Raw genomic sequence first — 20,632 nt, 5'->3', positions numbered from 1 at the left:
AGAAGGCTAACCTAATTCGCTCGAGCTGGAGGCGTTTTCACACAGCCTCGGTCGTTTGCGAAATAGGCGGCGGATCGACCTAGATCGCGCCCATGGCCAGGAAGGCGCGGCCGGCGGCGAAGTCGCCGGCTTCGAAGCGGGCCTCGGCGACGCTGTCGTCACGGAACAGGAACTGGATGACGAAGCTCTCGCGCGGGTCCAGCTGGGCCAGGGCGTCGGCGGCTTCGGTCGAGAAGGTCCAGACCTCGCCCTGACGCGCGCCTGCGGGCAGCAGGGCCGGATCGGCGGCATGGGCGGCGGCGGCGAAGAAGACCCGTCGCACGGATTCCGGCGGCAGGCCCCCGCCGGTCAGCCAGACCCGGGGCGTCTGTTCGCGGTCGCGCATCACCAGCCGCGCAGCATAGGGCCGGGGTCGCCCCACAAAGGACACCACCGCGGCCGGCGTCGTGGCCGTCGGCCCGGTTCCGGCCAGGCCGAAGCGCACCGGCGAGCCGCCGGTCGCGCTGTCCTGCACCAGGCGCCAGCCGATCGTCTGACCTTGATAGCGGTCGCCGCGCCAGGCGGCGCGGTCGCCGGGGAAGCTCATCCGCGCCGCCCGCGACCAGCCGGCGAAACCCGCCTGCACCCGCGCCCGGACCCGGTTCAGGTCGCGGTCGTCACAGGCCGTGCGCGACGCCTTGGACCGGGCCCGCGCCGCCGCCGCCGTCAGATCCGCCGCCGAGGTTCCCGCCCGCAGGGCCGCGTTGCGCGCCTGCAAGGCGGCGGCGTCCAGGGCCGCGATCAGTTGGGGCTCGAACAGATCGCACTTCTGATGCGCGGCCAGCATGAAGGCGCGGTCATAGAAGGCGTCGGTCACAGCCGCGCCGACCGGCGACGCCAGCGCCATGGCTGCGAGCGTCGCGGCCAGCATTCTGCTGGCGGAACGGGGGGAAAGGCCTATCCTCATGGGCTCGACCCTAGGGCCGCAAGGTTCCGGTCTCGTGTCCAATCAGGGTTAGCGAATTGCTTCTTTCCACCGATGTCTGGGCCGGCGCCCTGATCCGCCGCGCCGAACTGGAAGGCGCCTACGCCACCGTGGTCAAGAAGGGGGATGCACGCGGCGGGGCCGTGATCGTCAAGGCCTATAATACGTCTGACCGCACGGCGCGCCTGTTCGCCGAAGCCACCGGCATGGACGGCGAACCCCTGTGGATCCAGCCCGTCGTCAGCGACAGCGAGAGCGAGCTGGACGCCTATATCGAGCGCCAGCGCCGCTATGATCCCGACCTCTGGGTGGTCGAGATCGAGGACCGGCAGGGCCGGCATTTCCTGACGGAGAAGGTGCAGGAGGGGTAGCGGTCTTTTCTCCCCATTCCATGGGGAGGTGGCGCGACGCCGAAGGCGGCGTGACGGAGGGGGCGGCGGGGCCTTTTCCGAGTTTCCGCCTCAGATAGCCGCCGTCACGTCGCCCCCTCCACCGCTACGCGGTCCCCCTCCCCATAGAATGGGGAGGAAAGAGGCGAGCAGCGCGGCCCCCCCCCTCATCATCCCTAACCGCACGTTCACCGCGTTCGTGAACGGGACCGCAAGCGAGTCGCCGGTAAGCCTGTCTCCTCGGGCCAGAACGGCCTTGCGTAGCGGTGGACGGCCCATGCTGTTTCTCTTGAACGACGTCGTGTTCGATCTGGACGAGGCCTGCCCGGCCCCGAGCCACGACGTGCGGCGCTTCGAGAAGCTGGACTTCGACTATGTGCTGGAAATGGGCTGCGACCTGTTCGCCGAAGACCCCCTGCTGCACCGGACCGATCCGGCCCGCGCCCGGCGTCTGGCCTGGCTGATCGCGCACAAGACCGAGGGCGTCAACGCCGCCCTGTTCGCCGCGCCCGACGCCGGCTGCGCGCCCGAACTGGTCGAGCCGCGCTTCTGCGCCCTGCCCGAGATGATCATGCGCCAGCTGCAATCGCGCGCCGCCCACGGCCGCCTCAGCGCCGTCGCCGCCGACAAGGCGGTCTGGGGACGTCTGGCGGCCTGACGCCGCCGCCGTTCGCGCGGCTAGATCAGACTGAACAGCAGATGCACCGTCGTCGCCCCCAGGCAGATGACGCCGAACCCCGCCGCGAGGCAGAGGGCCGGATGGATTTCACGCTGATTGCGGACGGGCGGGACCTTGCCCGGATGCACCAAAGCCATGTCGTTTCCTTTCCCTTGCGGCGTCGATCTCATGGACCGGCGTCTCACAGAAACGAGCATGCCCCTAAAAGCCCCGCTTCGCGAAGGGTCTTTCACGGCATCGTGACAATCGACTTTTGAGCCCGCCCGCGCTACCTGCCGCCCCATGTCGAAACTCACGCTCGCTGAAGAGGCCGGTCGCCGCCGGACCTTCGCCATCATCGCTCACCCGGATGCGGGCAAGACGACCCTGACCGAGCATATCCTGCTGGCCGGCGGGGCCATTCGCGCGGCGGGCGCCGTGCGGGCGCGCGGCGAGAACCGGCGGACCCAGTCCGACTGGATGAAGATCGAGAAAGAGCGCGGCATCTCGGTCTCGGCCTCGGTCATGACGTTCGAGCACACCACGTCCGACGGCGTGGCCAAGATGTTCAACCTGCTGGACACGCCGGGCCACGAAGACTTCTCGGAAGACACCTATCGCACCCTGACCGCCGCCGACTGCGCCATCATGGTGCTGGACGCCGCCAAGGGCATCGAGCCGCAGACGCTGAAGCTGTTCGAGGTGTGTCGTCTTCGGGACATCCCGATCATCACCTTCATCAACAAGCTGGACCGCGAAGCCCAGGACCCGATGGCCCTGCTGGACGAGATCGCGTCACGCCTTCAGCTGGACCCCGCCCCGATCTGGTGGCCCGCCGAGAGCGGCAACCGTCTGCGCGGCATGGTCGAAATGGGCACCGGCAAGTTCCAGCCCTATGCGAAGAAGCCTGCCGGCTCGAAAGAAGACGTCCCCCACCCCGCGGCCCTGCCTCTGGCCGAGGCCGCCCAGTACTTCGAGGCCGGCGAGCACGAGGCCCTGATGGAGACCCAGGAGCTGATCGAGGCCGGCTATCCGACCTTCAACCGCCAGTCCTTCCTGGAAGGCCATATGACGCCCGTGCTGTGGGGTTCGGCGCTGCGCCACTTCGGCATCGACGAACTGCTGGCGGCCATCGGCGAATGGGCCCCGCCGCCCAAGGTCATGCCCGCCCGCAAGGAAGCCCCGCCCGAGACCCGCAACGCCCCGGCCCCCGTCGAGATCGAGGTCGAGCCGGGCCAGGCCGAAGTCACCGGCTTCGTCTTCAAGGTCCAGGCCAATATGGACCCCAACCACCGCGACCGCATCGCCATGTTCCGCATGGCCTCGGGGTCGTTCAAGCGCGGCATGAAGCTGAAGGTGCAGAACACCGGCAAGTCGCTGAGCGTCAACGCTCCCATCATGTTCTTTGCCTCGGACCGTGAACTGGCCGAGGACGCCTATGCCGGCGACGTCATCGGCATCCCCAACCACGGGGTCCTGCGCGTCGGCGACAGCCTGTCGGAAAGCGGCCTGATCCGGTTTGCGGGCCTGCCCAACTTCGCCCCGGAAATCCTGCAACGCGTCCGCGTCAAGGACCCGCTGAAGGCCAAGCACCTGAAGAAGGCGCTGGAGGGTCTGGCCGAGGAAGGCGTGACCCAGCTGTTCCGCCCCGAACTGGGCTCGGACTTCATCGTCGGCGCCGTCGGCCAGCTGCAATTCGAGGTCATGGCCGACCGTCTGGGCGAGGAATACAACCTGGACGTCATCTTCGAGCCCAGCCCCTACGCCGAGGCCCGTTGGGTGGCGCCCGCCGGGGAAGGGACCAAGGCCGACCTCGAAGACTTCGCCGGCAAGTACCGCCCGCAGATGGCCGTCGACATCGACCAGGCCCCGGTCTTCCTGGCCAAGTCGTCGTGGGAAACCGGCTACGTCTCCGAACGCTTCCCCAAGATCGCCTTCACCAAGACCAAGGAACGGGGCTGACCCTCAGGTCTTGCTGATCGACACCCCGCCGTCGACCAGCATGGCCGTGCCGGTCATGAAGCTGGAGGCGTCAGACGCCAGGAACAGGGCGGCGCGGGCGATCTCGTCCGGCGTCGCCATCCGCTTCAGGGCGTGCATCCCCTCGACGAAGGCGATGATCTCGGGCGTGTGGGCGAACTCGCGCCCCGCCTCGGTGTCCGTGCCGCCCGGCAGCAGGCAGTTGCTGCGCACGCCGCGCGCCCCGAACTCGGCGGCGATGACGCGCGACAGGCCGACCAGCCCCGCCTTGGCCGCCGCATAGGCCGCCATGCCCGGCATGCCGATGGCGTGACCGACAAAGGTTGAGGTGAAGATCAGCGAGCCGCCGCCGCGCGCCACCAGGGCCGGGATCTGATGCTTTGCGCCCAGGAAGGCGGCGGTCAGGTTGATGTCCAGCGTCGTCTGCCAGCGGTCCAGGGCGATCTCGGGCGTCGGCTCATTGGCGCCGATGGCCCCGGCGTTGTTCAGGGCGATGTCCAGCCCGCCGAACCGCTCGACCGCCGTGCGCACCAGACGCTCGGCCAGGGCCTCGTCGCGGATGTCGCCGGGCACGGCGACCGCGCGGCCGCCCTCAGCCTCTATGGCCGCGACCAGGGCCGACAGCTCGGCCTCGCGTCGGGCGGTGACGACCACCGCCGCGCCTTCACGGGCGAACAGGCGGGCGGCGGCGGCCCCGATGCCGGAACTGGCCCCGGTGATGATGGCGACCTTGTCGGTGAGTGCAGGCATGACGACCTCGTGCGTGAAAGAGGTCGCCTTCCTTTCATGACCCGACGCCGGGGTCTGGCGGTCTTCGGACGTCGCGTTCAGGTCGAGGGCGCGGTCGCCGCCTCCGGCTTCGGGGCGATCTCGAAGCGGACCATGAACCACTGGACCAGGGGACCGTTGGCCAGGGCGTAGAGGACGGTGCCGACGCCCGCCACGCCGCCCAGCAGCCAGCCGATGGCCAGGACGGCGACCTCGATGGCCGTGCGCGCCCAGCCGATGCGCCAGCCGCTGATCTGCACCAGACCCGTGGTCAGCCCGTCGCGCGGGCCGGGGCCGAGGCCCGCGCCGATATAGGCCGCCGTCGCCGCCCCGTTCAGCACGATGGCCGCCGTCAGGAAGACGATCCTCAGCGCCAGCCCCTCGATGGGCGGCAGGGCCAGGAGCGCCACATCCGCCGCCGTGCCGATGACCAGGACATTGCAGAGGGTGCCCACGCCCGGCTTCTGGCGCAGCGGAATCCAGATCAGCAACACCAGGGCCCCGACCAGGTTGACGACCATGCCGAGGCTCAGCCCCGTCAGCTGCGACAGGCCCTGATGCAGGACGCTCCACGGATTGAGGCCCAGATCGGCCCGGACCATCAGGGCCAGAGACGCCCCGTAGAGCAGCAGACCGAGTTGAAGCTGGATGAAGCGACGCATGAACATGGGGCCATACAGTCGATAATTGGCCTTGTTTTATAGAGCCGCTTTCGTGACGATGGCCTTATGCGCGACAGCCTGGTCAACGCCGCCTCCCTGTCTCGTCAGCTCAACGGCTGGCGTGGGCCCGACGGCGAGCCCGCCTATCGCCGCCTGTCCGAGGCGTTGAAGCTGCTGATCCTCGACGGGCGGCTGTCGCTGAACGCGCGCCTGCCGGGCGAGCGGCGGCTGGCCGAGACTTTAGGCGTCAGCCGCATCACCGTCAGCGCGGCGCTGGACCGCCTGCGGGCCGAGGGCTTTGTTCTCAGCCGGACCGGATCGGGCAGCGTCACCGCCCTGCCCGCCAGCGCCGCCTCGCGGCCGGTGCGGCTGGACGGGCCGATGCAGGGCGACGACACGCCGGGCGTCATCGACATGGCCACCGCCTCCATGCCCGCCGACGAACAGGTCCACGCCGCCTACGCCCGGGCGCTGGAGGCCCTGCCCGCCCACCTGCCGGGCCGGGGCTATGAGCCCGTGGGGATCGAGGCCCTGCGTCGCGTCGTCGCCGACCGCTACGCCGCCGAGGGTCTGGCGACGTCGCCGGACCAGATCGTGGTCACGGCGGGGGCTCTGGGGGCGCTGGCCATCCTGCTGCGGGCGACGACCCGGCCCGGCGACCGGGTGGTGGTGGAGCACCCCGGCTATCCCCATGCGCTGGACGCCTTGGTGCAGGCGGGACTGGACCTGACGCCGGTGGCCATGACGCCGCAGGGCTGGGACATGGACGGGATGCTGGCGGCCATCGCCCGCGTCAGGCCGCGTCTGATCTACCTGATCGGGGCGCACCAGAACCCGACCGGCCATGTCCTGTCGGCGGACGACGAGGCGGCCCTCGCCGCCGCCGCCGCCCGCGTCGGCGCCCTTCTGGTGCTGGACGACACCCTGCGCGAGCTGTGGTTCGACCGCCCGCCGCCGCCGCCCGTCGATCACGGCCCGCACGTGGTCCGACTGGGCTCGACCAGCAAGCCCTACTGGGGGGGCTTACGCGTCGGCTGGCTGCGCGGCCACGCCGACGTCGTCGACAGGGTGATCCGCCGCCGCCCGTCGCTGGACCTCGGCGTGCCGGTCATGGAGCAGCTGGCCGCCGCCGTCCTGCTGAGCGGCGATCCCGCGCCGCTGGAGGCCCGACGCCGGACCATTGCGCGGCAGGAGGCCCATCTGCGCGCCCGGCTGGCCGAGGCCCTGCCGGACTGGAAGACGCGCCGTCCCGAGGGCGGCCTGTCGCTCTGGGTCGAACTGCCCCGAGCCGACAGCACCCGTCTGGCCCTGGCCGCGCCGGACCACGGGGTGCGGATCGCGCCCGGCGTGCGCTTCGGCGTCAACGGCGCTTATGAGCGCTTCCTGCGCCTGCCCTTCAGCCGCCACGAGGCCGATCTGGACCGCGCGGTCGAGAGGCTGGCCGCCGCCTGGACCAGTCTGGACCGGAGCAAACCGCGCAGGACTCCGCGGGCCGATGTCGAGCCGGTGATCTAGCTCCGTCGCTCCAGCCCGAAGGTCATGGCGAACATCAGGCCGCAGACCAGGCTGGAGGCCAGAAGCGCCAGTCCTGCCGAGCGGTCCAACAGGACGCCGTAGCTGAGCGGGGCCGCCGCCTGAAGGAAGCGGGCCGGGGTCAGGATCAGGGCCTGACGCGTGGCGTAGTTCTCCTTGCCGAACAGGTGCAGCGGCAGGACGCCGGAGGCCACCGACAGCAGGCCGTTGCCCGCCCCCTGACCCAGGGCCACGGCGCCGGCCAGACCCTTGCCGCCGAGATAGGCGACGGCCGCCCCCAGCGGGTGCAGCAGGGTCGCGAGCCGCAAGACGGCGATGGGCGATCCCTTGCCTGAGGTCAGAAAGGCCAGCAGCCGCACAGCGACCGCCGCGCCCGCCATAAGCGTGGCCGCGCCCGCCGCCTGAGCCGGCTCCAGCCCCAACCGCCCCAGCAGACGCGGCAGGTGGGCGCTCATGGCCGTGGCGATCCACCAGGCCCCGGCGAACAGCACCGCCAGCCGGATCATCCGCCCGTCCCAGCGCACCGGCGCGCTGTCCGCCGAGGGACGCGGCCCGGCGCGACCGTCCGGCAGGATCGTCAGGTAGAGCGGCAGACAGACCAGCAGATGCAGGGCCGCCCAGCCGAAACAGGCCCCGCGCCAGCCGACCGCCTCGATCATGGCCAGGGTCGCGGGCCAGCCCAGCGCCCCGCCGAAGGCCCCGATCAGGGACACCGCCGTGATCGGCTTCTTCGCCGCCTCGCCGTGGAGGGCGACCAGAACCGCGAAGGCCGGGCCGTAGAAGCCGACCCCCATGCCGATGCCCAGCGTCAGGATGGCGGCCACCACGCTGACCGGCCCCTGCGACAGGCCCAGACCCGCCAAGCCGAGCGCAAAGACCACCGAGGCGACCGTCAGCACCTCGCGCCCGCCGCGCCGATCGACCCAGCGTCCGCCGAAGGGGCTGAGCGCCGCCGAGATCAGGAAGGCCCCGGACAGCCCCGCGAACACCAGCGACGGCGTGGTTCCCGTCCCCGCCGCCAGCGGCTCGGCCAGCACCCCCAGCAGATAGTAGCTGGAGGCGAAGGCGACGATCAGGCCGAAGCCGAGGACGGGGACGATCAGACGAGAGGCATGGGACGACATAAGGCGCTGTCGTCGCCGCATTGCCGCCGGGGCGAAAGCGACCTATCGGGAGAGGCATGTTCGAAAACCTCACACCCGGCGCCGCCCTGCCCTCGCTGAACGCCTTGCGGGCCTTCGAAGCCATGGCGCGGACCGGCAGCGCGACCCTGGCGGGGGCCGAGCTGAACGTGACCCACAGCGCCGTCAGCCGACAGGTCAAGGCGCTGGAGGCCCAGATGGGGGTGCGGCTGTTCGAGGGGCCGCGTCACGCCCTGAGCCTGACGCGGGCGGGCCGGGACCTGCTGCCCGGCCTGACGGCTGCGTTTGACGGCCTCGCCGCCGCCGTGGCCAGGGCGCGCAGCGAGGGTCAGGACCTGCACGTTGCCGTCAACGCCAGCCTGTCGGTCAAATGGCTGATCCCGCGTCTGGCCGACTTCGGGCGGCGGCATCCCGAGGTGCGGGTGCATCTGGTGGAACTGGCGCCCCATGCCGTCAGTCATCGCGGCGCCGACGTGGTGCTGCGTCTGCTCGACCCCGAGCGGATCGAGACGCTGAAGGCCGAGCGGATCATCGCCAACGCCGTCGGCCCGGTGATCGCACCCTCGCTGGCCGGCGACGATCCGCGCGCGGCGGTGCTGACCGCGCCGCGACTGACCGCGCGTACCCACGTCACCGGCTGGAAGGACTGGGCCGAGCTCAGCGGGCGGCGCTCAACAGCCACGTCCGAACGTCCGGTCGCCCACCTGCATTTCGTGCTGGACGCGGCCCTGGCCGGCTGGGGCGCGGCGGTCCTGCCCTGGGCGCTGGCGGCGGAGGCAGTGCAGGACGGGCGGCTGCTGGCGCCGTTCGGCTTTCACGCCGACGGCGGCGCGGTCTCGGCCATTCCCGGCGCGGGCGAGCCGTCGCGGGCGCGGCGCGCCTTCGTCCGCTGGCTGGTCGATCAGGGCCAGGCCGTGCCCCCTGCGCCGAGACCTGAGCCGCCGCATTGACTGCAACCTGAAGTTTGCATGAACGCGTCTTTCATCCGACACACGACCGTGGTTCTCTATGGCGGTGCGGCGCCGGGTTCACTCTCGTCGGGGCGCCGTGGAGTTTCAGATGTTCATCGCTGTCGTCACAGCCGCGCTTGCGGTTCTGGGCCAGGCCCAGACGACCCGGCTCGTCTCCTATGACGAGGCGGTGCGGTGCGCTGGACTGACCCAGGCGGCGTCTGAGCTGGAAGGCGGCGAGAGCCGTTATGGCCGCACCCTCTATGACGCCGCCCTCTACTGGTCGCTGGCGGCCATGCAGGCGGCGACCGCCTCGGGCCGCGACCCCGTCGCCGCCGAGAACGACCAGACCCGCGCCCGTCTCGATTCGGTCAAACGCCTGTCCGCCGGTGAGGCCGAGGCCCGCGCCGTGCTGACGCGCTGCCGCCAGAAGACCCCTCGTCTGGGCTAAAGTCCGCGCCGCGCCGGACCCCGCGCGAATTTCACGCATATGCTCAAGTCGAACCCATCCCGCGGCGCTGCGTTTGCTTGTGCGTCACCAGGATCGCCCTCGCGATCCCGAAGCGGGACGATGAAGGCCAGCGATGTTCGAATTCGGCAGAGACCTGCGACGGTTGTTCGAGAAGGCGCGCGACAGCGACGATCTCGGCTGGCTGGAGCTGATCGGCCTGGGTCTGGTCGAGGTCGAGGCCCGGCAACAGACGGTGGACGCCGGGCGCGTCTCCTGCCCGCGCCCGCATGACGCGGCCCTGCGCGCCTCGGCCCTGTGGCGCGAGCACGCCCGCCGCTGCGGCGCCGCCGCCAGTCTGGACAAGGCCGAGGCCGCCGCCCGCGACGCCGCCCGCCACGCCCGCAACGACGACCAGACCATCCGTGCGGCGCTGGAACTGGCCCATACCGGGATGCTCGCCTTCGACCTGTGCGGCGAACCCGAACGGATCGACGCGGCCCTGACCCTGCTGAAGGCCCTGCCCGCGGCCCGTCGCAGCGACACCGCCGCCGCCGTCGCCGCCCTGAACGCCCGGCTGCGGGCGCGCTTGGCCTCGATCTCGGGCGAGATCGCGGCGTTGCAGGAAGCCTCAAGCCTGATGGACGCCGCCCTGCACGGCCTCAGAGGCCACCGCCCGCTGGAGGATGATCTACGGCTGGACCGCGCCGCCCTGGCGCTGGAGGCCGGGCTGGCCGCGCGCGATCCGCGCCTGCTGGATCAGGCCGGCGGCGATCTGCGTGCCCTGGTGGAGGCCGCCTCGCCCGAGCAACGCCCCCTCAGCCGCGCCCGCGCCCTGGCCCTGTGCGCCGCCGGTATGGCCGCGCTGGCGGCCATCGCCGACGACGTCACCGCCCGCGATCAGGCCCACGCCCTGTTCGACGCCGCCGCCGACCAGTTCACCCCCGACCACAGTCCGCTGGACTGGGCCGCCATTCAGGTGCTGCGGGCCGAGCGCGAGACCCTGCCCCTGCTGGTCCTGATTCAGGCCGAAGCCCTGACGGAGGGCGGCGGACTGGTGCTGGGCGCCCTGGCCCACGAACGCCGCGTCGCCCAGGAGACCACCCGCGCCGGTTCGGTCGGCGACCTGTCGGCCCTGCTGGAGATCGAGACCGGGCTGCGCCGGCGGCTGGTGCGGCCGTCGATCCTGGCGACCCCGCTGGACTGGGCCTCGGATCAGATCGGCATGGCGCGGATCGCCCTGGCCCGCGCCCGCTGGACCGGCCAGACCCCGCGCGGTCTGGGGCTGATGCTGGTCGAGGCCGCCGCCACCGCCCGCGAACACGGCGCCCCGGCCCTGGCCCAGCGCGCCGAACGCCTGGCGCGGACGCCGGAAACCGCCTGAGGCGCAAGCGCCGCCGCCTCTCCCTCCCCGTTCGGGGAGGGTGGTCGCGAAGCGACCGGGTGGGGAGGGCCAGGCGACACCGAGCGCCGCGCTTGACTTGCCGCGCCGCCCCCACCCGGCTTCGCCTTGCAGGCTCAGCCGCCCTCCCCCGCTGGGGGAGGGAGAAGTCAGGCCCCGGCCTTGACCCGGCCCCATTGGGCGCCTAGCTGACGGGCTTCTCTGAAAGGCCCCTTACCGTGACCGATCAAACGACCGCCCCCGTTGGCGCCGCCGCCGACCCCGTCCACGCCTTCATCGCCCAGACAGTCGCCGAACATGACGTGGTCCTGTTCATGAAGGGCACGCCGGACGCGCCGCGCTGCGGCTTCTCCTCGCTGGCGGTGCAGATCCTCGACCACGTGGGCGCGGCCTTCGTCGGCGTCGACGTGCTTCAGGACGAGAGCCTTCGCGACGGCATCAAGAGCTTCACCGACTGGCCGACCATCCCCCAGCTCTACGTCAAGGGCGAGTTCGTGGGCGGGTCGGACATCGTGCGCGAGATGTTCCAGGCCGGCGAACTTCAGGCCCTGATGGTCGAGAAGGGCGTGCCCCTCGGCGAGGCCTAAGCTTTATGGCCCGGCCGCAGCTGCAACCGCGTGAAGACCGCGAGGTCTTCGTCGTCCCGCTGGACGTGCGGCCGGAGCACATCGACGAGAACAACCACGTCAACAACGTCGTCTATGTCGGCTGGCTGCAGGACGTCGGCACGGCCCACTGGAACGCGCGCTTCGACGAGGCGACGCGGGCGAAGTGGTCCTGGGTCGCCCTGAGGCACGAGATCGACTACCTGCGCGGCATTGCACCCGGTTCAGTCGGCGTCGTCGCCCGCACCTGGGTCGGCGACCCCCAGGGCCCGCGCTTCAACCGCTATGTCCGCATCGAGGACGGCGAAGGCCGCCTGTGCGCGCAAGGCCTGTCGGAATGGTGCCTGGTCGACGCCGAAACCCTGCGCCCCGCCCGCATCCCGGCGGAGATGCTGGGGCCGTTTTCGGCTTAGCGACTTGCCCTTTCCTCCCTGTTGCGCAGCAATGGGGAGGGGGACCACGAAGTGGTGGAGGGGGCGACGCCATGGCCGACAGCATAAGTCACGAGCGTGCGCGCACGATGCGACGCGCGTTGACGCCGCCGGAAGCCCAACTGTGGGCGCAGTTGAAAGGGCGCAAGCTCGAAGGACTGAAGTTCCGTCGCCAGCACCCTGTCGGTCCCTACATCCTTGATTTCTATTGCGCCGAACTGGCGTTGGCCATCGAAGTCGACGGCCTGATCCACGGCGACGCGGATCAGGTGCGCCACGACGGGCGCCGCACGGCCTGGCTGGCAACCAAGGGCATCTCAGTTCTACGCGTTGCGTCCTGCGACGTGCGAGACGATGTCGAGGGTATTTTGAACGCGATCAGGAACGCAGCGCTCAAACGGCAGGCGTAGCGCCGCCCCCTCCACCGCTACGCGGTCCCCCTCCCCACGAAGTGGGGAGGAAAGACTTGGCTTTTGACTACAAACTGATCGGGTTCAGCACGCGAACTGCCGCGCCGGGGGTCAGGCCCAGTTCGGCGTAGGTCCAGCTGACCGTGACGCCTTCGCGGACGATGGCGCGGCACAGGTCCGGGGTGCGGCGGGTCAGGCTGAGTTCGGCGGGGTCGCCGTCCTTGATCTTGACCTCGAAGCTGGAGGCCTCGGTGCAGCCGTTGGAGCCGACCACGACGTTCAGGCGCTGGCCGTCAAAGTCGACCTTGCGGACGGCTTCCAAGGTCTCGGTCTCAACGGCGACGCGGTCGGACATGACCGAGACCTTCTCCCCGCCCTCGTTCGAATAGATGACGCAGCCGCCCAGCAAGGGCAGCAGGGCGACGGCGGCGAGCGCGGGGAAAAGACGCATTTAGTTGGCCTCGGCGGGCGACGAATGGATGACGCGGGTGGTCGGCTTTTCGCTGGCGATGATGATGCAGCCCGACAGCAGGGGGGCGGCGACGGCGGCGACGGCGAGAGCGATGATGAGACGGCGCATGGGGGATTTCCTTATTGGCTGGCCGCAAACTGCCAGCGTCACCGTGCGGGATCACGTGAATAATCGGAAAGGGTGGGCTTGAACGAAACCGCCACAGTCATAGCTACTGTGTCGCCCTCCTCCCCCGACCATCGAAAGATCCCTCATGAGCCTGCTGTTCACCCCGCGCGCCGTCGGGCCGCTGACGCTGAAGAACCGCATCGTCGTCGCCCCCATGTGCCAGTATTCCGCCGTGGACGGCGTGCCCCAGCCCTGGCACGCCCAGCACATCGGCCGCCTGGCCCTGTCCGGCGCCGGCCTGGTGGTGATCGAGGCCACGGGCGTCGAGGCGGCGGGGCGCATTTCCTGGGCCGACACCGGCCTGTGGAACGACGAGCAGGAAGCCGCCTTCGCCAAGATCATCCGCGACATCCGCACCTATTCCGACACGCCCATCGGCATCCAGTTGGGCCACGCGGGGCGCAAGGCCTCGACCAATCCGCCGTGGATCGACCGAGGCGGCCCCGCCCCCGCCGACAAGGCGTGGGAGACCTTCTCCGCCTCGGCCCAGGCCTTCAAGGCCGACTGGCACACGCCTACGGCCCTGGATCAGGCGGGCATGGACCGGGTGGTCGCGGCCTTTGTCGAGTCAGCCAAACGCGCCGACCGGGCCGGGTTCGATCTGGTCGAACTGCACGCGGCCCACGGCTATCTGCTGACCCAGTTCCTGTCGCCGCTGTCGAACGAGCGGACCGACGAGTTCGGCGGATCGCTGGAGAACCGGATGCGTTTCCCGCTGCGGGCAGCCCAGGCCCTGCGCGACGCCTGGCCCCGGACCAAGGCCCTGGGCGTGCGCTTCAACGGTTCGGACTGGACCGAGGGCGGCATCACCCCGGACGAGGCCGCCGTCTTTGGTCAGGCCCTGCACGCCATGGGCTACGACTATCTGCACCTGACCAGCGGCGGCAATGTCGCCACGGCCCGCATCCCCGGCGACCAGCCCAATTATCAGGTCGCCTTCGCCGAGGCGGTCAAGGCGGCGACGCCTGAGGCCAATGTCATGGCGGTGGGCATGATCGTCAGCCCGCAACAGGCCGAGGACCTGCTGACCCAAGGCAAGGCCGACCTGATCGCCGTGGCCCGCGCGGTGCTGGACGACCCCAACTGGGGCCACCACGCCGCCGTCGCCCTGGGTCAGCCTGAAGGCCTGCCGGTCCAGTACGAACGGGCCGGCGCGGCCCACTGGCCCGGCTATGCGACGGCGCGGGCCTTGGCTGACGGGTCCGTCGCGGCCTGATCCTTCAACGGCGTCGCCGCGATCACGGCGGCGCCGTTCGACAAGGCGTCGGCTTCCGGCTGGGGCCGGCCCAGCAGATAGCCCTGGACCTCGTTGCAGCCCTGCGCACGCAGGAAGGCCAGCTGCTCGGCGGTTTCGACGCCCTCGGCCAGGACCGGGATGGCCAGGCTTTCGCCGATGGTCAGGACGGCGCGGATGATGGCCCGCGACTGCGGCCCGGCGCCGTCCAGCTCGGTCATGAAGGAGCGGTCCAGCTTGATCTTGTCGAAGGGGAAGGCCCGCAGGGTCGACAGCGAGGAATAGCCGGTGCCGAAGTCGTCCATGGCGATGGTGACGCCGAGCGCCTTCAGCTGACGCAGGACGTGGGTGGTGCGCTCCATGTCGCTGATCATGGCCGTCTCGGTGATCTCCAGCTCCAGCCGCGAAGGCGCCAGGCCCGTCTCCAGCAGGACCTGATGCACCAGGCGCGGCAGGTCCACATGGCCCAGCTGCACCGGCGACAGGTTGACCGCGATCCTGTGCGGCTCGGCCCAGGCGGCGGCCTGCTTGCAGGCCTGACGCAGCACCCATTCGCCGATGGGCAGGATCAGGCCCGTTTCCTCGGCCACGGGGATGAAGTCGGACGGCGGGATGTTGCGGCCGCTCTCGTCCTTCCAGCGCAGCAGGACCTCGTAGCCGGTGGCCTTGCCGGTCTCGACCGAGGCCTGGACCTGATAGTGCAGCTCGAACTGCTCGTTATCCAGGGCCTCGCGCAGGGCCTGGGTGACGCGGCGCCGCGCGCGCACGGCCTGATCCATATCCGCCTCATAGAAGCAGATATCGACCGTCAGCGACCCCTTGGCCCGGTACATGGCCAGGTCGGCGTTGTTGATCAGGGTCGACAGGTCGTCCGCGTCCTGGGGCCACAGCGAGACGCCGATGCTGGCGCCGCAGGACAGGTCGGCGTGTTCGATGTTGACCGGCTGGATGATGGCCGCGCGCAGGCGCTGGGCCACGGCCAGGGCCTCCGCCTGCGACGCCACCGGGGCCATGGCCACGAACTCGTCGCCGCCTTGCCGGGCGACGAACTCGCCGTCCCTCAGCGCCTCGCGCAGATGGTCCGAGATGCGGCACAGCAGCTGGTCGCCGACGGCGTGGCCGTACAGGTCGTTGACCTCCTTGAAGCGGTTCAGGTCCAGGGCGAACAGGGCCAGGGTCTCGCCCGGCCTGATGGTCGCTGTCTGGCGGCTGAGACGCTCCAGGAAGGAGGCGCGGTTGGGCAGGCCGGTCAGGCTGTCGTTGCGCGCCAGATGGGCGATGCGGCGCTCCTGGGCCTGACGGGCGCGCAGGTCGCGCACGGCGTAGAGCATGACATGGCCCTCGCTGGCGTGGTCGCGCTTGGCCGACAGTTCGATCGGCAGGACCTCGCCCGCGGCGGTGGACAGCGACGACTGGACCATGTCCCCGTCGACCAGACGCGCGGCGTCCTCGGCCCAGCGCGACAGGCTCTGGCCGATCACGGCCTCGCGCTCCAGGCCCACCAGCGTCAGCAGGACGCTGTTCACGCCGACGATGACTCCGTCGCGCTCGACCGCCATGCCGTCCACGCCGCCCTCGATCAGGTGTTGCAGGCGGATTTCAGCCTGGCCGCGCGACTGATGGTCCAGCGCATAGCTGGCGGCCCCGGCGCCCAGGACCAGCAGGCCCACGCCCGCCACGCCGATGGCGAGAATGTTCTTGGCGTCGTCGCCCGTCAGCGCGCCGTCCAACGGCGCGAACGGCAGGATGGTCATGGCCGACATGGCCGTGAAGTGCAGGACCACGATGCCCAGAACCATGAACAGGACCGCCAGCCAGCGTCCCTTGGCCGTCGGCCACAGCTTGTCCGCCTTGAAGGCCAGGGCCCCGAACAGCAGCGAGCCGACCACGGCGACCACCACATAGGGGACCGACCACTGGATCACGGCGTCGACGGCGAAGGCCCCCATGCCGATGAAGTGCATGGCGGCCACGCTCACGCCGAACGTCAGACCGCCTGCCAGACCTGAGCCCGGAAAACGTTGCGCGGCCAGCAGCTGGGCCGCCCCCGAGCCGAGGATGGCGACCAGCAGCGACAGGCCCGTCAGACCCGGCTCATAGGCGATGGCGATCCCCGGCTCATAGGCGATCATGGCGACGAAGTGGGTGCACCAGACCGTGGCGCCGCCCGCCACCGCGCCCAGGAAGATCCAGGCGGCGCGCGCGCCGGCCCGCGTGCTGCGGACCCGTTTCAACAGGCTGATGGTGATCCAGCTGCCCAGCACGCAGACAAGCGCGGCCAGGGCGACCAGCGCCAGGTTATGGGCGGTGGCCAAACAATCGACGATACGCATGAAATCCGAACGGAGAACGCGACAGGGAGGATCGGGTGTCTAGCCGCCCAATTCTTAACCCGCCGTCCTTCGTCATGGCTAACGAAGCCTTGCCGCCGGATCAGGACGCCTCGTTCGCCTTGGCGTCCGGGCGCATCATATAGGGGTTGTTGACCAAGACCTCGGACCCCGGCTCCAGCCCCAGTTCCTCAAAGGTCCACTGCAACTGCACCCCCTCGGACTTGACGTCCGAGCAGCGGTCCTCATCGACGCGGCGCAGGGTGATGACGGCGCTGTCGCGCAATCGGGTGATGAAGGGTTTGACGTCCGCCTTGCTGGTGCAGCCGTTCGAGCTGACCCAGAAGACGGCGACATCGCGGGTGAAGGCCGCCGCGTGGATCGGCTCCAGCTGGCCGGGCATTCCGGCGGTCGACACCGCGCCGGTCGAAGCGCAAGCCCCCGCCAGGACGGCGACGGCGGCGATGGCGCAAAGGGCGGTGGTTCGTCTCATCTCGGCCTTCCGGGGCGGATCATGGTCCACCCGGTCAGAATGCGCTGCTTCCTTCACCAAGGGAACAGCGGATGCTGAATAAGAAAGAAGCCCCGGTTCGCACCGGGGCTTCCATCAACTCTATCGTCGAACGCCTGAAATCAGGACGAGTAGTATTCGACGACCAGGTTCGGTTCCATCTTGACCGGGTACGGCACGTCGGACAGTTCCGGCACGCGGACGTAACGGACCGAGAAGCCGCGATCACCCTGTTCCAGGTAATCAGGCACATCGCGTTCCGACGACTGCTGGGCTTCGAGCACCAGAGCCATGTGGCGCGACTTTTCCTTGATCTCGACGACCTGGCCCGGCTTGACGCGGTACGAACCGATGTCGACCTTCTTGCCGTCGACCGTCACGTGGCCGTGGCTGACGAACTGGCGAGCGGCCCAGACGGTCGGGACGAACTTGGCGCGGTAGACGATGGCGTCCAGACGCGATTCCAGCAGACCGATCAGGTTTTCCGAGGTGTTGCCCTTGCGGCGGCCGGCTTCATCATAGATGGCCGAGAATTGCTTCTCGGTGATGTTGCCGTAGTAGCCCTTGAGCTTCTGCTTGGCCTTCAGTTGCAGGCCGAAGTCCGAGACTTTCGACTTGCGGCGCTGACCGTGCTGGCCGGGGCCGTACGAGCGCTTGTTAACCGGAGACTTGGCGCGGCCCCACAGGTTTTCACCCATGACCCGATCGAGTTTGTACTTGGCGCTATGGCGCTTGGACATAAGTCACTCTTCATGCTGATGCGGCCCGGCCCCTCCCCGATTGGAGCGGCGATCTCAACGGCGGTCCACGCATCGTCCGTAGTCAATCTGCGCCTCGGGCCGGAACCCGATGCGAGAAGAGCGGGCTTATGAAGGCCCGCCCTCCCGGAGTCAACGTCGAGGCTCAGGACTCGGGCGTCCAGACCAGGGTCTCGCCCTGTTTGGTCACGCGGCCCAGGCCCGGCCAGGGGAAGTGGACGGCGTAGATCCGCGTGTTCCGCTCGGCGGCGCCTTGCAGCAGGGCCTTGCGGCTGGCCTGGGCGGTCGGGGCGTCGCCGTCGAAGGCGATGGTCCAGTCGGGCTGCTGCACCGAGATCACCGAGTGGTGCGCCGTGTCGCCGATATAGAGCAGGCTCTGGTCGCCGGAGGTGATCTCATAGGCGGTGTGGCCTGGCGTATGGCCGTTCACGGCGACAGCCAGGATGTTCGGGAGGACCTGAGCGCCCGGCTGGAAGGTCTGCACCTTGGGCGTAATCCCCGCGACCAGGGCGGCCATGTCCTTGTTGGCCTTCAAGGCCGCCCATTCGGCCGCCGTCATGCGGATGGCGGCGTTGGGGAAGACCAAGGCGCCTGACGCATCCAGCAGCCCGCCGACGTGGTCGCCGTGACCGTGCGAGATCAGGATGTCGGTGATCTGGGCCGGTTCGACGCCCGCCGCGCGCAGCGAGGCGAGCAACTTGCCCTCCGTGCCCATCTGGCTGCCGGCGCCGGTGTCGAACAGCACGACCCGCTCGCCGTCGCGGACCAGCAGCGGCTGGATGTCGAGGTCGATCTTGTCCGCCGACAGGCCGGCGGCGGTCAGGACGGCGGAAACCTCGGCCTGGGTTCGGCCGACGCCCAGGGTCTTGCTGTCGTTCGGAACCGTCAGCCGCCCGTCGAGCAGGGCGTAGGCTTGCAGGGCGCCGATGGTGAAGGGATGCACGTCGGGGCTGGCGGCGACGGTCGTGGCCGCAGCCGAGGCGTCGGCGGCCGGGGTCTTGTCGGCCGGCGGCGAACAGGCCGTCAGGGCGGCCGCGAGGGCGGCCAGGGTGATCAGGGAGGCGGAACGGATCATGGAGGCCCTCAAGCAAAGCGTTGCAGCAGGACTTGAGATGGGACGCCCCGCACCGCCCGCAACCGGCGCCGCCAAAAGAAACGGCCGCCGCCCCGGTCAGGGACGGCGGCCGCAGGATCAGGCCGATAGCCGGGCGTTTCAGCCCTTGGCGGCGGCGAAGAGTTCGTTGACCTTGTTCCAGTTCACGATGGACCAGAAGGCGGCCAGGAACTCGGCGCGGCGGTTCTGGTACTTCAGGTAGTAGGCGTGCTCCCAGACGTCGGCGACGAGCAGGGCCGCGCCCTTCTCCTCGGCGAAGTCCATCAGGGAGTTGTCCTGGTTCGGCGTCGAGATGATCTTCAGCTTGCCGTCCTGCACGATCAGCCAGGCCCAGCCCGAACCGAAGCGGCCCAGGCCGGCCGCGTTGAAGGCCTCCTTGAAGGCGTCCATGCCGCCCAGGTCGGCGTCGATGGCGGCGGCCAGCTCAGCCGAGGGTTCGCCGCCCGTGCCGACGGGGGCCAGGCCTTCCCAGAAGAAGGTGTGGTTCCACACGCCGCCGGCGTTGTTGCGCACGGCGACCGGCAGGGTCGACATCTTGGCGAACAGTTCGTCGAACGACTGGCCTTCGACGCCCGCAGCGGCCACGGCCTTGTTCAGGTTGTCGACATAGGTTTGATGGTGCTTGTCGTAGTGGAAGCTCATCGTCTCCTTGTCGATGACGGGCTCCAGCGCGTCGTGGGCGTAGGGCAGCGGGGGCAGGACGAAGGCCATGGGAGGTTCCTCTCGGCGGTTTTGAGTCTTCTGGCCCCTATCTAGGGCCGCGCGCTGCATACCCAAGCCCCTGCGGCGACGTTTGTTCAGTTTTTCGCGCAACAAGGCCGTTCTGGAACCGGATGGGCGAAACAGTTGTTTCCCAAGGGTCGCCCCGACACCTCCCCCCGTGACCTTCCGAAAGGAGGATCGCCATGCTTTCTCGTTCCCCCCGCCGGCCCGCCCCCCTGACCGACGCCGAAGCCGAGACCCTGAGACTGCAACTGCTGGAGATCATCCCGCGCCTGCGCCGCCACCAGTTGCTCGACCTGGCCGACACCCTGCACGACGCCGCCCGCGAACGCCGCGGCGCCGAACCGCGCCATTTTGATCTGAGGGTGTGAGGCTGGGGCTACGCCTGCACCTGCTTTAGAGGGTTGAGGGTCTAAAGCGGCTACGTTGAATGTCCGCGAAGGGTGGGAAGCGGAAGTCAGCTTTGCGATATCTGGAAGGGTGTCATCTGATCCCGCAGCCGCGCCCAGCGGCCTGTTCGGAAGGCAGTCAGAGCCAGTTGCTCCGTGTCGCCGTCGTGAACCCCGGTAATCGTCAGCCCCAACGTCTCAAGAACGATGAAGCCGAACACCTGTTGGGCTTGCCCGTCGTCTCTGACCAAGCGTTCGAAGTCGGCCTTTGACGAGAGCGGCCGTGCCCCGTCCACAACGGGGTCGGCTTGGGGCGCAACGCCAACCTCTGCCAGCCCGGCGTCATCAAAAGTCAGCTGAATATCCGGATAGGCGAAGACCGTTTCACCCGAACGATTTTGCGCTGTCGAAATAGGCTTTCCCCACCGCTGCTGCACCTCATCGAGTGATGCACCAAAGGTGAGCCCGGCGACGCCTACGTTCGGTTGAATGTCCAGCATGGATGGAGCTTCGCAGCGCGTTCGAACGTCCGCAATGGGTCGAGGCTGTGTAAAAACGTGCGGACCCACGGCGGGGCGGAAGGTGGCGACG

Annotated in this window: 25 protein-coding genes; 12 read left to right on the top strand and 13 right to left on the bottom strand. The window is 69.5% G+C overall.

Going from position 1 to position 20,632, the window contains the following annotated elements; genetic code table 11:
• Positions 1-79: 79 nt before the first annotated feature.
• Positions 80-910, bottom strand: coding sequence for a hypothetical protein (locus tag DXK21_RS14660; protein WP_245945235.1), 831 nt, complete (start codon positions 908-910; stop codon positions 80-82).
• Positions 911-1,002: 92 nt separating this feature from the next.
• Here DXK21_RS14660 and DXK21_RS14655 point away from each other — a divergent pair, with 92 nt between their 5' ends.
• Positions 1,003-1,335, top strand: coding sequence for a DUF1491 family protein (locus DXK21_RS14655; RefSeq protein WP_114818518.1), 333 nt, complete (start codon positions 1,003-1,005; stop codon positions 1,333-1,335).
• Positions 1,336-1,630: 295 nt separating this feature from the next.
• Entirely contained in the window at positions 1,631-2,011 is a 381-nt protein-coding gene (locus tag DXK21_RS14650) for a hypothetical protein (RefSeq protein WP_114818517.1), read from the top strand.
• A 20-nt stretch (positions 2,012-2,031) separates the two neighbouring features.
• Here DXK21_RS14650 and DXK21_RS16695 read toward each other — a convergent pair whose 3' ends face one another.
• Positions 2,032-2,169: a hypothetical protein gene (locus DXK21_RS16695; RefSeq protein ID WP_170136972.1), complete on the bottom strand. Its 138-nt coding sequence runs from the start codon at positions 2,167-2,169 to the stop codon at positions 2,032-2,034.
• 145 nt (positions 2,170-2,314) lie between these two features.
• Between DXK21_RS16695 and DXK21_RS14645 the strand changes: the two genes are divergently transcribed.
• Positions 2,315-3,973, top strand: coding sequence for a peptide chain release factor 3 (locus tag DXK21_RS14645; RefSeq protein ID WP_114818516.1), 1,659 nt, complete (start codon positions 2,315-2,317; stop codon positions 3,971-3,973).
• Positions 3,974-3,976: 3 nt separating this feature from the next.
• On the opposite strand, the gene DXK21_RS14640 is transcribed toward DXK21_RS14645, so the two are convergent.
• Both DXK21_RS14640 and yczE read right to left on the bottom strand, forming a co-directional pair.
• Positions 3,977-4,741: an SDR family oxidoreductase gene (locus DXK21_RS14640; protein WP_114818515.1), complete on the bottom strand. Its 765-nt coding sequence runs from the start codon at positions 4,739-4,741 to the stop codon at positions 3,977-3,979.
• A gap of 77 nt (positions 4,742-4,818) precedes the next feature.
• On the bottom strand, positions 4,819-5,421 hold the full coding sequence (gene yczE / locus DXK21_RS14635) for a membrane protein YczE (RefSeq protein WP_245945234.1): 603 nt from the start codon (positions 5,419-5,421) through the stop codon (positions 4,819-4,821).
• Positions 5,422-5,487: 66 nt separating this feature from the next.
• Between yczE and yczR the strand changes: the two genes are divergently transcribed.
• Positions 5,488-6,936: a MocR-like transcription factor YczR gene (gene yczR, locus DXK21_RS14630; RefSeq protein WP_114818513.1), complete on the top strand. Its 1,449-nt coding sequence runs from the start codon at positions 5,488-5,490 to the stop codon at positions 6,934-6,936.
• Here yczR and DXK21_RS14625 read toward each other — a convergent pair.
• Positions 6,933-8,078, bottom strand: coding sequence for an MFS transporter (locus DXK21_RS14625; RefSeq protein WP_162790703.1), 1,146 nt, complete (start codon positions 8,076-8,078; stop codon positions 6,933-6,935). The two genes, yczR and DXK21_RS14625, sit on opposite strands and share 4 nt — an antisense overlap.
• A 56-nt stretch (positions 8,079-8,134) precedes the next feature.
• Between DXK21_RS14625 and DXK21_RS14620 the strand changes: the two genes are divergently transcribed.
• The 6 genes from DXK21_RS14620 to DXK21_RS14595 all read left to right on the top strand — a co-directional run bounded on the left by DXK21_RS14620 (position 8,135) and on the right by DXK21_RS14595 (position 12,342).
• A complete protein-coding gene (locus DXK21_RS14620) occupies positions 8,135-9,046 on the top strand; it encodes a LysR family transcriptional regulator (protein ID WP_114818511.1) in 912 nt (303 codons plus the stop codon).
• 109 nt (positions 9,047-9,155) lie between these two features.
• Positions 9,156-9,497, top strand: coding sequence for a hypothetical protein (locus tag DXK21_RS14615; protein WP_114818521.1), 342 nt, complete (start codon positions 9,156-9,158; stop codon positions 9,495-9,497).
• A gap of 133 nt (positions 9,498-9,630) precedes the next feature.
• Positions 9,631-10,878, top strand: a complete 1,248-nt coding sequence (locus DXK21_RS14610) for a hypothetical protein (RefSeq protein ID WP_114818510.1) — start codon at positions 9,631-9,633, stop codon at positions 10,876-10,878.
• A gap of 236 nt (positions 10,879-11,114) precedes the next feature.
• The gene (grxD, locus tag DXK21_RS14605; protein ID WP_114818509.1) at positions 11,115-11,483 is read left to right on the top strand and encodes a Grx4 family monothiol glutaredoxin; all 369 of its coding nucleotides are present in this window, start codon (positions 11,115-11,117) and stop codon (positions 11,481-11,483) included.
• A 5-nt stretch (positions 11,484-11,488) separates the two neighbouring features.
• Complete coding sequence (locus tag DXK21_RS14600) at positions 11,489-11,914, top strand: thioesterase family protein (RefSeq protein WP_114818508.1); 426 nt, start codon at positions 11,489-11,491, stop codon at positions 11,912-11,914.
• Between the two features lie 71 nt (positions 11,915-11,985).
• Positions 11,986-12,342, top strand: coding sequence for an endonuclease domain-containing protein (locus tag DXK21_RS14595; RefSeq protein ID WP_114818507.1), 357 nt, complete (start codon positions 11,986-11,988; stop codon positions 12,340-12,342).
• A gap of 67 nt (positions 12,343-12,409) precedes the next feature.
• On the opposite strand, the gene DXK21_RS14590 is transcribed toward DXK21_RS14595, so the two are convergent.
• Complete coding sequence (locus DXK21_RS14590) at positions 12,410-12,793, bottom strand: hypothetical protein (protein ID WP_114818506.1); 384 nt, start codon at positions 12,791-12,793, stop codon at positions 12,410-12,412.
• Positions 12,794-12,922, bottom strand: coding sequence for a hypothetical protein (locus DXK21_RS17070; RefSeq protein ID WP_281269035.1), 129 nt, complete (start codon positions 12,920-12,922; stop codon positions 12,794-12,796).
• A 145-nt stretch (positions 12,923-13,067) separates the two neighbouring features.
• Here DXK21_RS17070 and DXK21_RS14585 point away from each other — a divergent pair, with 145 nt between their 5' ends.
• Positions 13,068-14,198 carry an NADH:flavin oxidoreductase/NADH oxidase gene (locus DXK21_RS14585; protein WP_114818505.1) on the top strand — a complete coding sequence of 377 codons (1,131 nt, stop codon included), beginning with the start codon at positions 13,068-13,070 and terminating at the stop codon, positions 14,196-14,198.
• Here DXK21_RS14585 and DXK21_RS14580 read toward each other — a convergent pair.
• The 5 genes from DXK21_RS14580 to DXK21_RS14560 all read right to left on the bottom strand — a co-directional run bounded on the left by DXK21_RS14580 (position 14,153) and on the right by DXK21_RS14560 (position 19,640).
• The gene (locus DXK21_RS14580) at positions 14,153-16,549 is read right to left on the bottom strand and encodes a bifunctional diguanylate cyclase/phosphodiesterase (protein ID WP_114818504.1); all 2,397 of its coding nucleotides are present in this window, start codon (positions 16,547-16,549) and stop codon (positions 14,153-14,155) included. The two genes, DXK21_RS14585 and DXK21_RS14580, sit on opposite strands and share 46 nt — an antisense overlap.
• Positions 16,550-16,649: 100 nt before the next feature.
• Entirely contained in the window at positions 16,650-17,039 is a 390-nt protein-coding gene (locus DXK21_RS14575) for a hypothetical protein (RefSeq protein ID WP_114818520.1), read from the bottom strand.
• Between the two features lie 140 nt (positions 17,040-17,179).
• Entirely contained in the window at positions 17,180-17,797 is a 618-nt protein-coding gene (gene rpsD / locus DXK21_RS14570; RefSeq protein WP_114818503.1) for a 30S ribosomal protein S4, read from the bottom strand.
• A 163-nt stretch (positions 17,798-17,960) separates the two neighbouring features.
• A complete protein-coding gene (locus DXK21_RS14565) occupies positions 17,961-18,890 on the bottom strand; it encodes an MBL fold metallo-hydrolase (protein WP_114818502.1) in 930 nt (309 codons plus the stop codon).
• Between the two features lie 138 nt (positions 18,891-19,028).
• Positions 19,029-19,640, bottom strand: a complete 612-nt coding sequence (locus DXK21_RS14560; protein ID WP_114818501.1) for a superoxide dismutase — start codon at positions 19,638-19,640, stop codon at positions 19,029-19,031.
• Positions 19,641-19,834: 194 nt separating this feature from the next.
• Between DXK21_RS14560 and DXK21_RS14555 the strand changes: the two genes are divergently transcribed.
• A complete protein-coding gene (locus DXK21_RS14555; protein WP_114818500.1) occupies positions 19,835-20,023 on the top strand; it encodes a hypothetical protein in 189 nt (62 codons plus the stop codon).
• Between the two features lie 86 nt (positions 20,024-20,109).
• Here DXK21_RS14555 and DXK21_RS14550 read toward each other — a convergent pair.
• Positions 20,110-20,632 (bottom strand): hypothetical protein (locus DXK21_RS14550; protein WP_211306049.1); only part of this gene is annotated, 523 nt, incomplete at its 5' end.

Origin of the sequence: Brevundimonas bullata, assembly GCF_003350205.1 — a bacterium.
In the GTDB taxonomy this organism is placed as follows: domain Bacteria; phylum Pseudomonadota; class Alphaproteobacteria; order Caulobacterales; family Caulobacteraceae; genus Brevundimonas; species Brevundimonas bullata.
Note: the sequence above shows the minus strand (reverse complement) of the source record. Positions and strands in the feature narration are given on the sequence as shown.

Excerpts from the sequence above, each read along its gene's own strand:
- DXK21_RS14660 (WP_245945235.1), bottom strand. The coding sequence starts at position 910 with ATGCTGGCCGCGACGCTCGCAGCCATGGCGCTGGCGTCGCCGGTCGGC.
- DXK21_RS14650 (WP_114818517.1), top strand. The coding sequence starts at position 1,631 with ATGCTGTTTCTCTTGAACGACGTCGTGTTCGATCTGGACGAGGCCTGC.
- DXK21_RS16695 (WP_170136972.1), bottom strand. The coding sequence starts at position 2,169 with ATGGCTTTGGTGCATCCGGGCAAGGTCCCGCCCGTCCGCAATCAGCGT.
- DXK21_RS14645 (WP_114818516.1), top strand. The coding sequence starts at position 2,315 with ATGTCGAAACTCACGCTCGCTGAAGAGGCCGGTCGCCGCCGGACCTTC.
- DXK21_RS14640 (WP_114818515.1), bottom strand. The coding sequence starts at position 4,741 with ATGCCTGCACTCACCGACAAGGTCGCCATCATCACCGGGGCCAGTTCC.
- yczE (WP_245945234.1), bottom strand. The coding sequence starts at position 5,421 with ATGCGTCGCTTCATCCAGCTTCAACTCGGTCTGCTGCTCTACGGGGCG.
- yczR (WP_114818513.1), top strand. The coding sequence starts at position 5,488 with ATGCGCGACAGCCTGGTCAACGCCGCCTCCCTGTCTCGTCAGCTCAAC.
- DXK21_RS14625 (WP_162790703.1), bottom strand. The coding sequence starts at position 8,078 with ATGTCGTCCCATGCCTCTCGTCTGATCGTCCCCGTCCTCGGCTTCGGC.
- DXK21_RS14620 (WP_114818511.1), top strand. The coding sequence starts at position 8,135 with ATGTTCGAAAACCTCACACCCGGCGCCGCCCTGCCCTCGCTGAACGCC.
- DXK21_RS14615 (WP_114818521.1), top strand. The coding sequence starts at position 9,156 with ATGTTCATCGCTGTCGTCACAGCCGCGCTTGCGGTTCTGGGCCAGGCC.
- DXK21_RS14610 (WP_114818510.1), top strand. The coding sequence starts at position 9,631 with ATGTTCGAATTCGGCAGAGACCTGCGACGGTTGTTCGAGAAGGCGCGC.
- DXK21_RS14600 (WP_114818508.1), top strand. The coding sequence starts at position 11,489 with ATGGCCCGGCCGCAGCTGCAACCGCGTGAAGACCGCGAGGTCTTCGTC.
- DXK21_RS14595 (WP_114818507.1), top strand. The coding sequence starts at position 11,986 with ATGGCCGACAGCATAAGTCACGAGCGTGCGCGCACGATGCGACGCGCG.
- DXK21_RS14590 (WP_114818506.1), bottom strand. The coding sequence starts at position 12,793 with ATGCGTCTTTTCCCCGCGCTCGCCGCCGTCGCCCTGCTGCCCTTGCTG.
- DXK21_RS17070 (WP_281269035.1), bottom strand. The coding sequence starts at position 12,922 with ATGCGCCGTCTCATCATCGCTCTCGCCGTCGCCGCCGTCGCCGCCCCC.
- DXK21_RS14585 (WP_114818505.1), top strand. The coding sequence starts at position 13,068 with ATGAGCCTGCTGTTCACCCCGCGCGCCGTCGGGCCGCTGACGCTGAAG.
- DXK21_RS14580 (WP_114818504.1), bottom strand. The coding sequence starts at position 16,549 with ATGCGTATCGTCGATTGTTTGGCCACCGCCCATAACCTGGCGCTGGTC.
- DXK21_RS14575 (WP_114818520.1), bottom strand. The coding sequence starts at position 17,039 with ATGAGACGAACCACCGCCCTTTGCGCCATCGCCGCCGTCGCCGTCCTG.
- rpsD (WP_114818503.1), bottom strand. The coding sequence starts at position 17,797 with ATGTCCAAGCGCCATAGCGCCAAGTACAAACTCGATCGGGTCATGGGT.
- DXK21_RS14565 (WP_114818502.1), bottom strand. The coding sequence starts at position 18,890 with ATGATCCGTTCCGCCTCCCTGATCACCCTGGCCGCCCTCGCGGCCGCC.
- DXK21_RS14560 (WP_114818501.1), bottom strand. The coding sequence starts at position 19,640 with ATGGCCTTCGTCCTGCCCCCGCTGCCCTACGCCCACGACGCGCTGGAG.
- DXK21_RS14555 (WP_114818500.1), top strand. The coding sequence starts at position 19,835 with ATGCTTTCTCGTTCCCCCCGCCGGCCCGCCCCCCTGACCGACGCCGAA.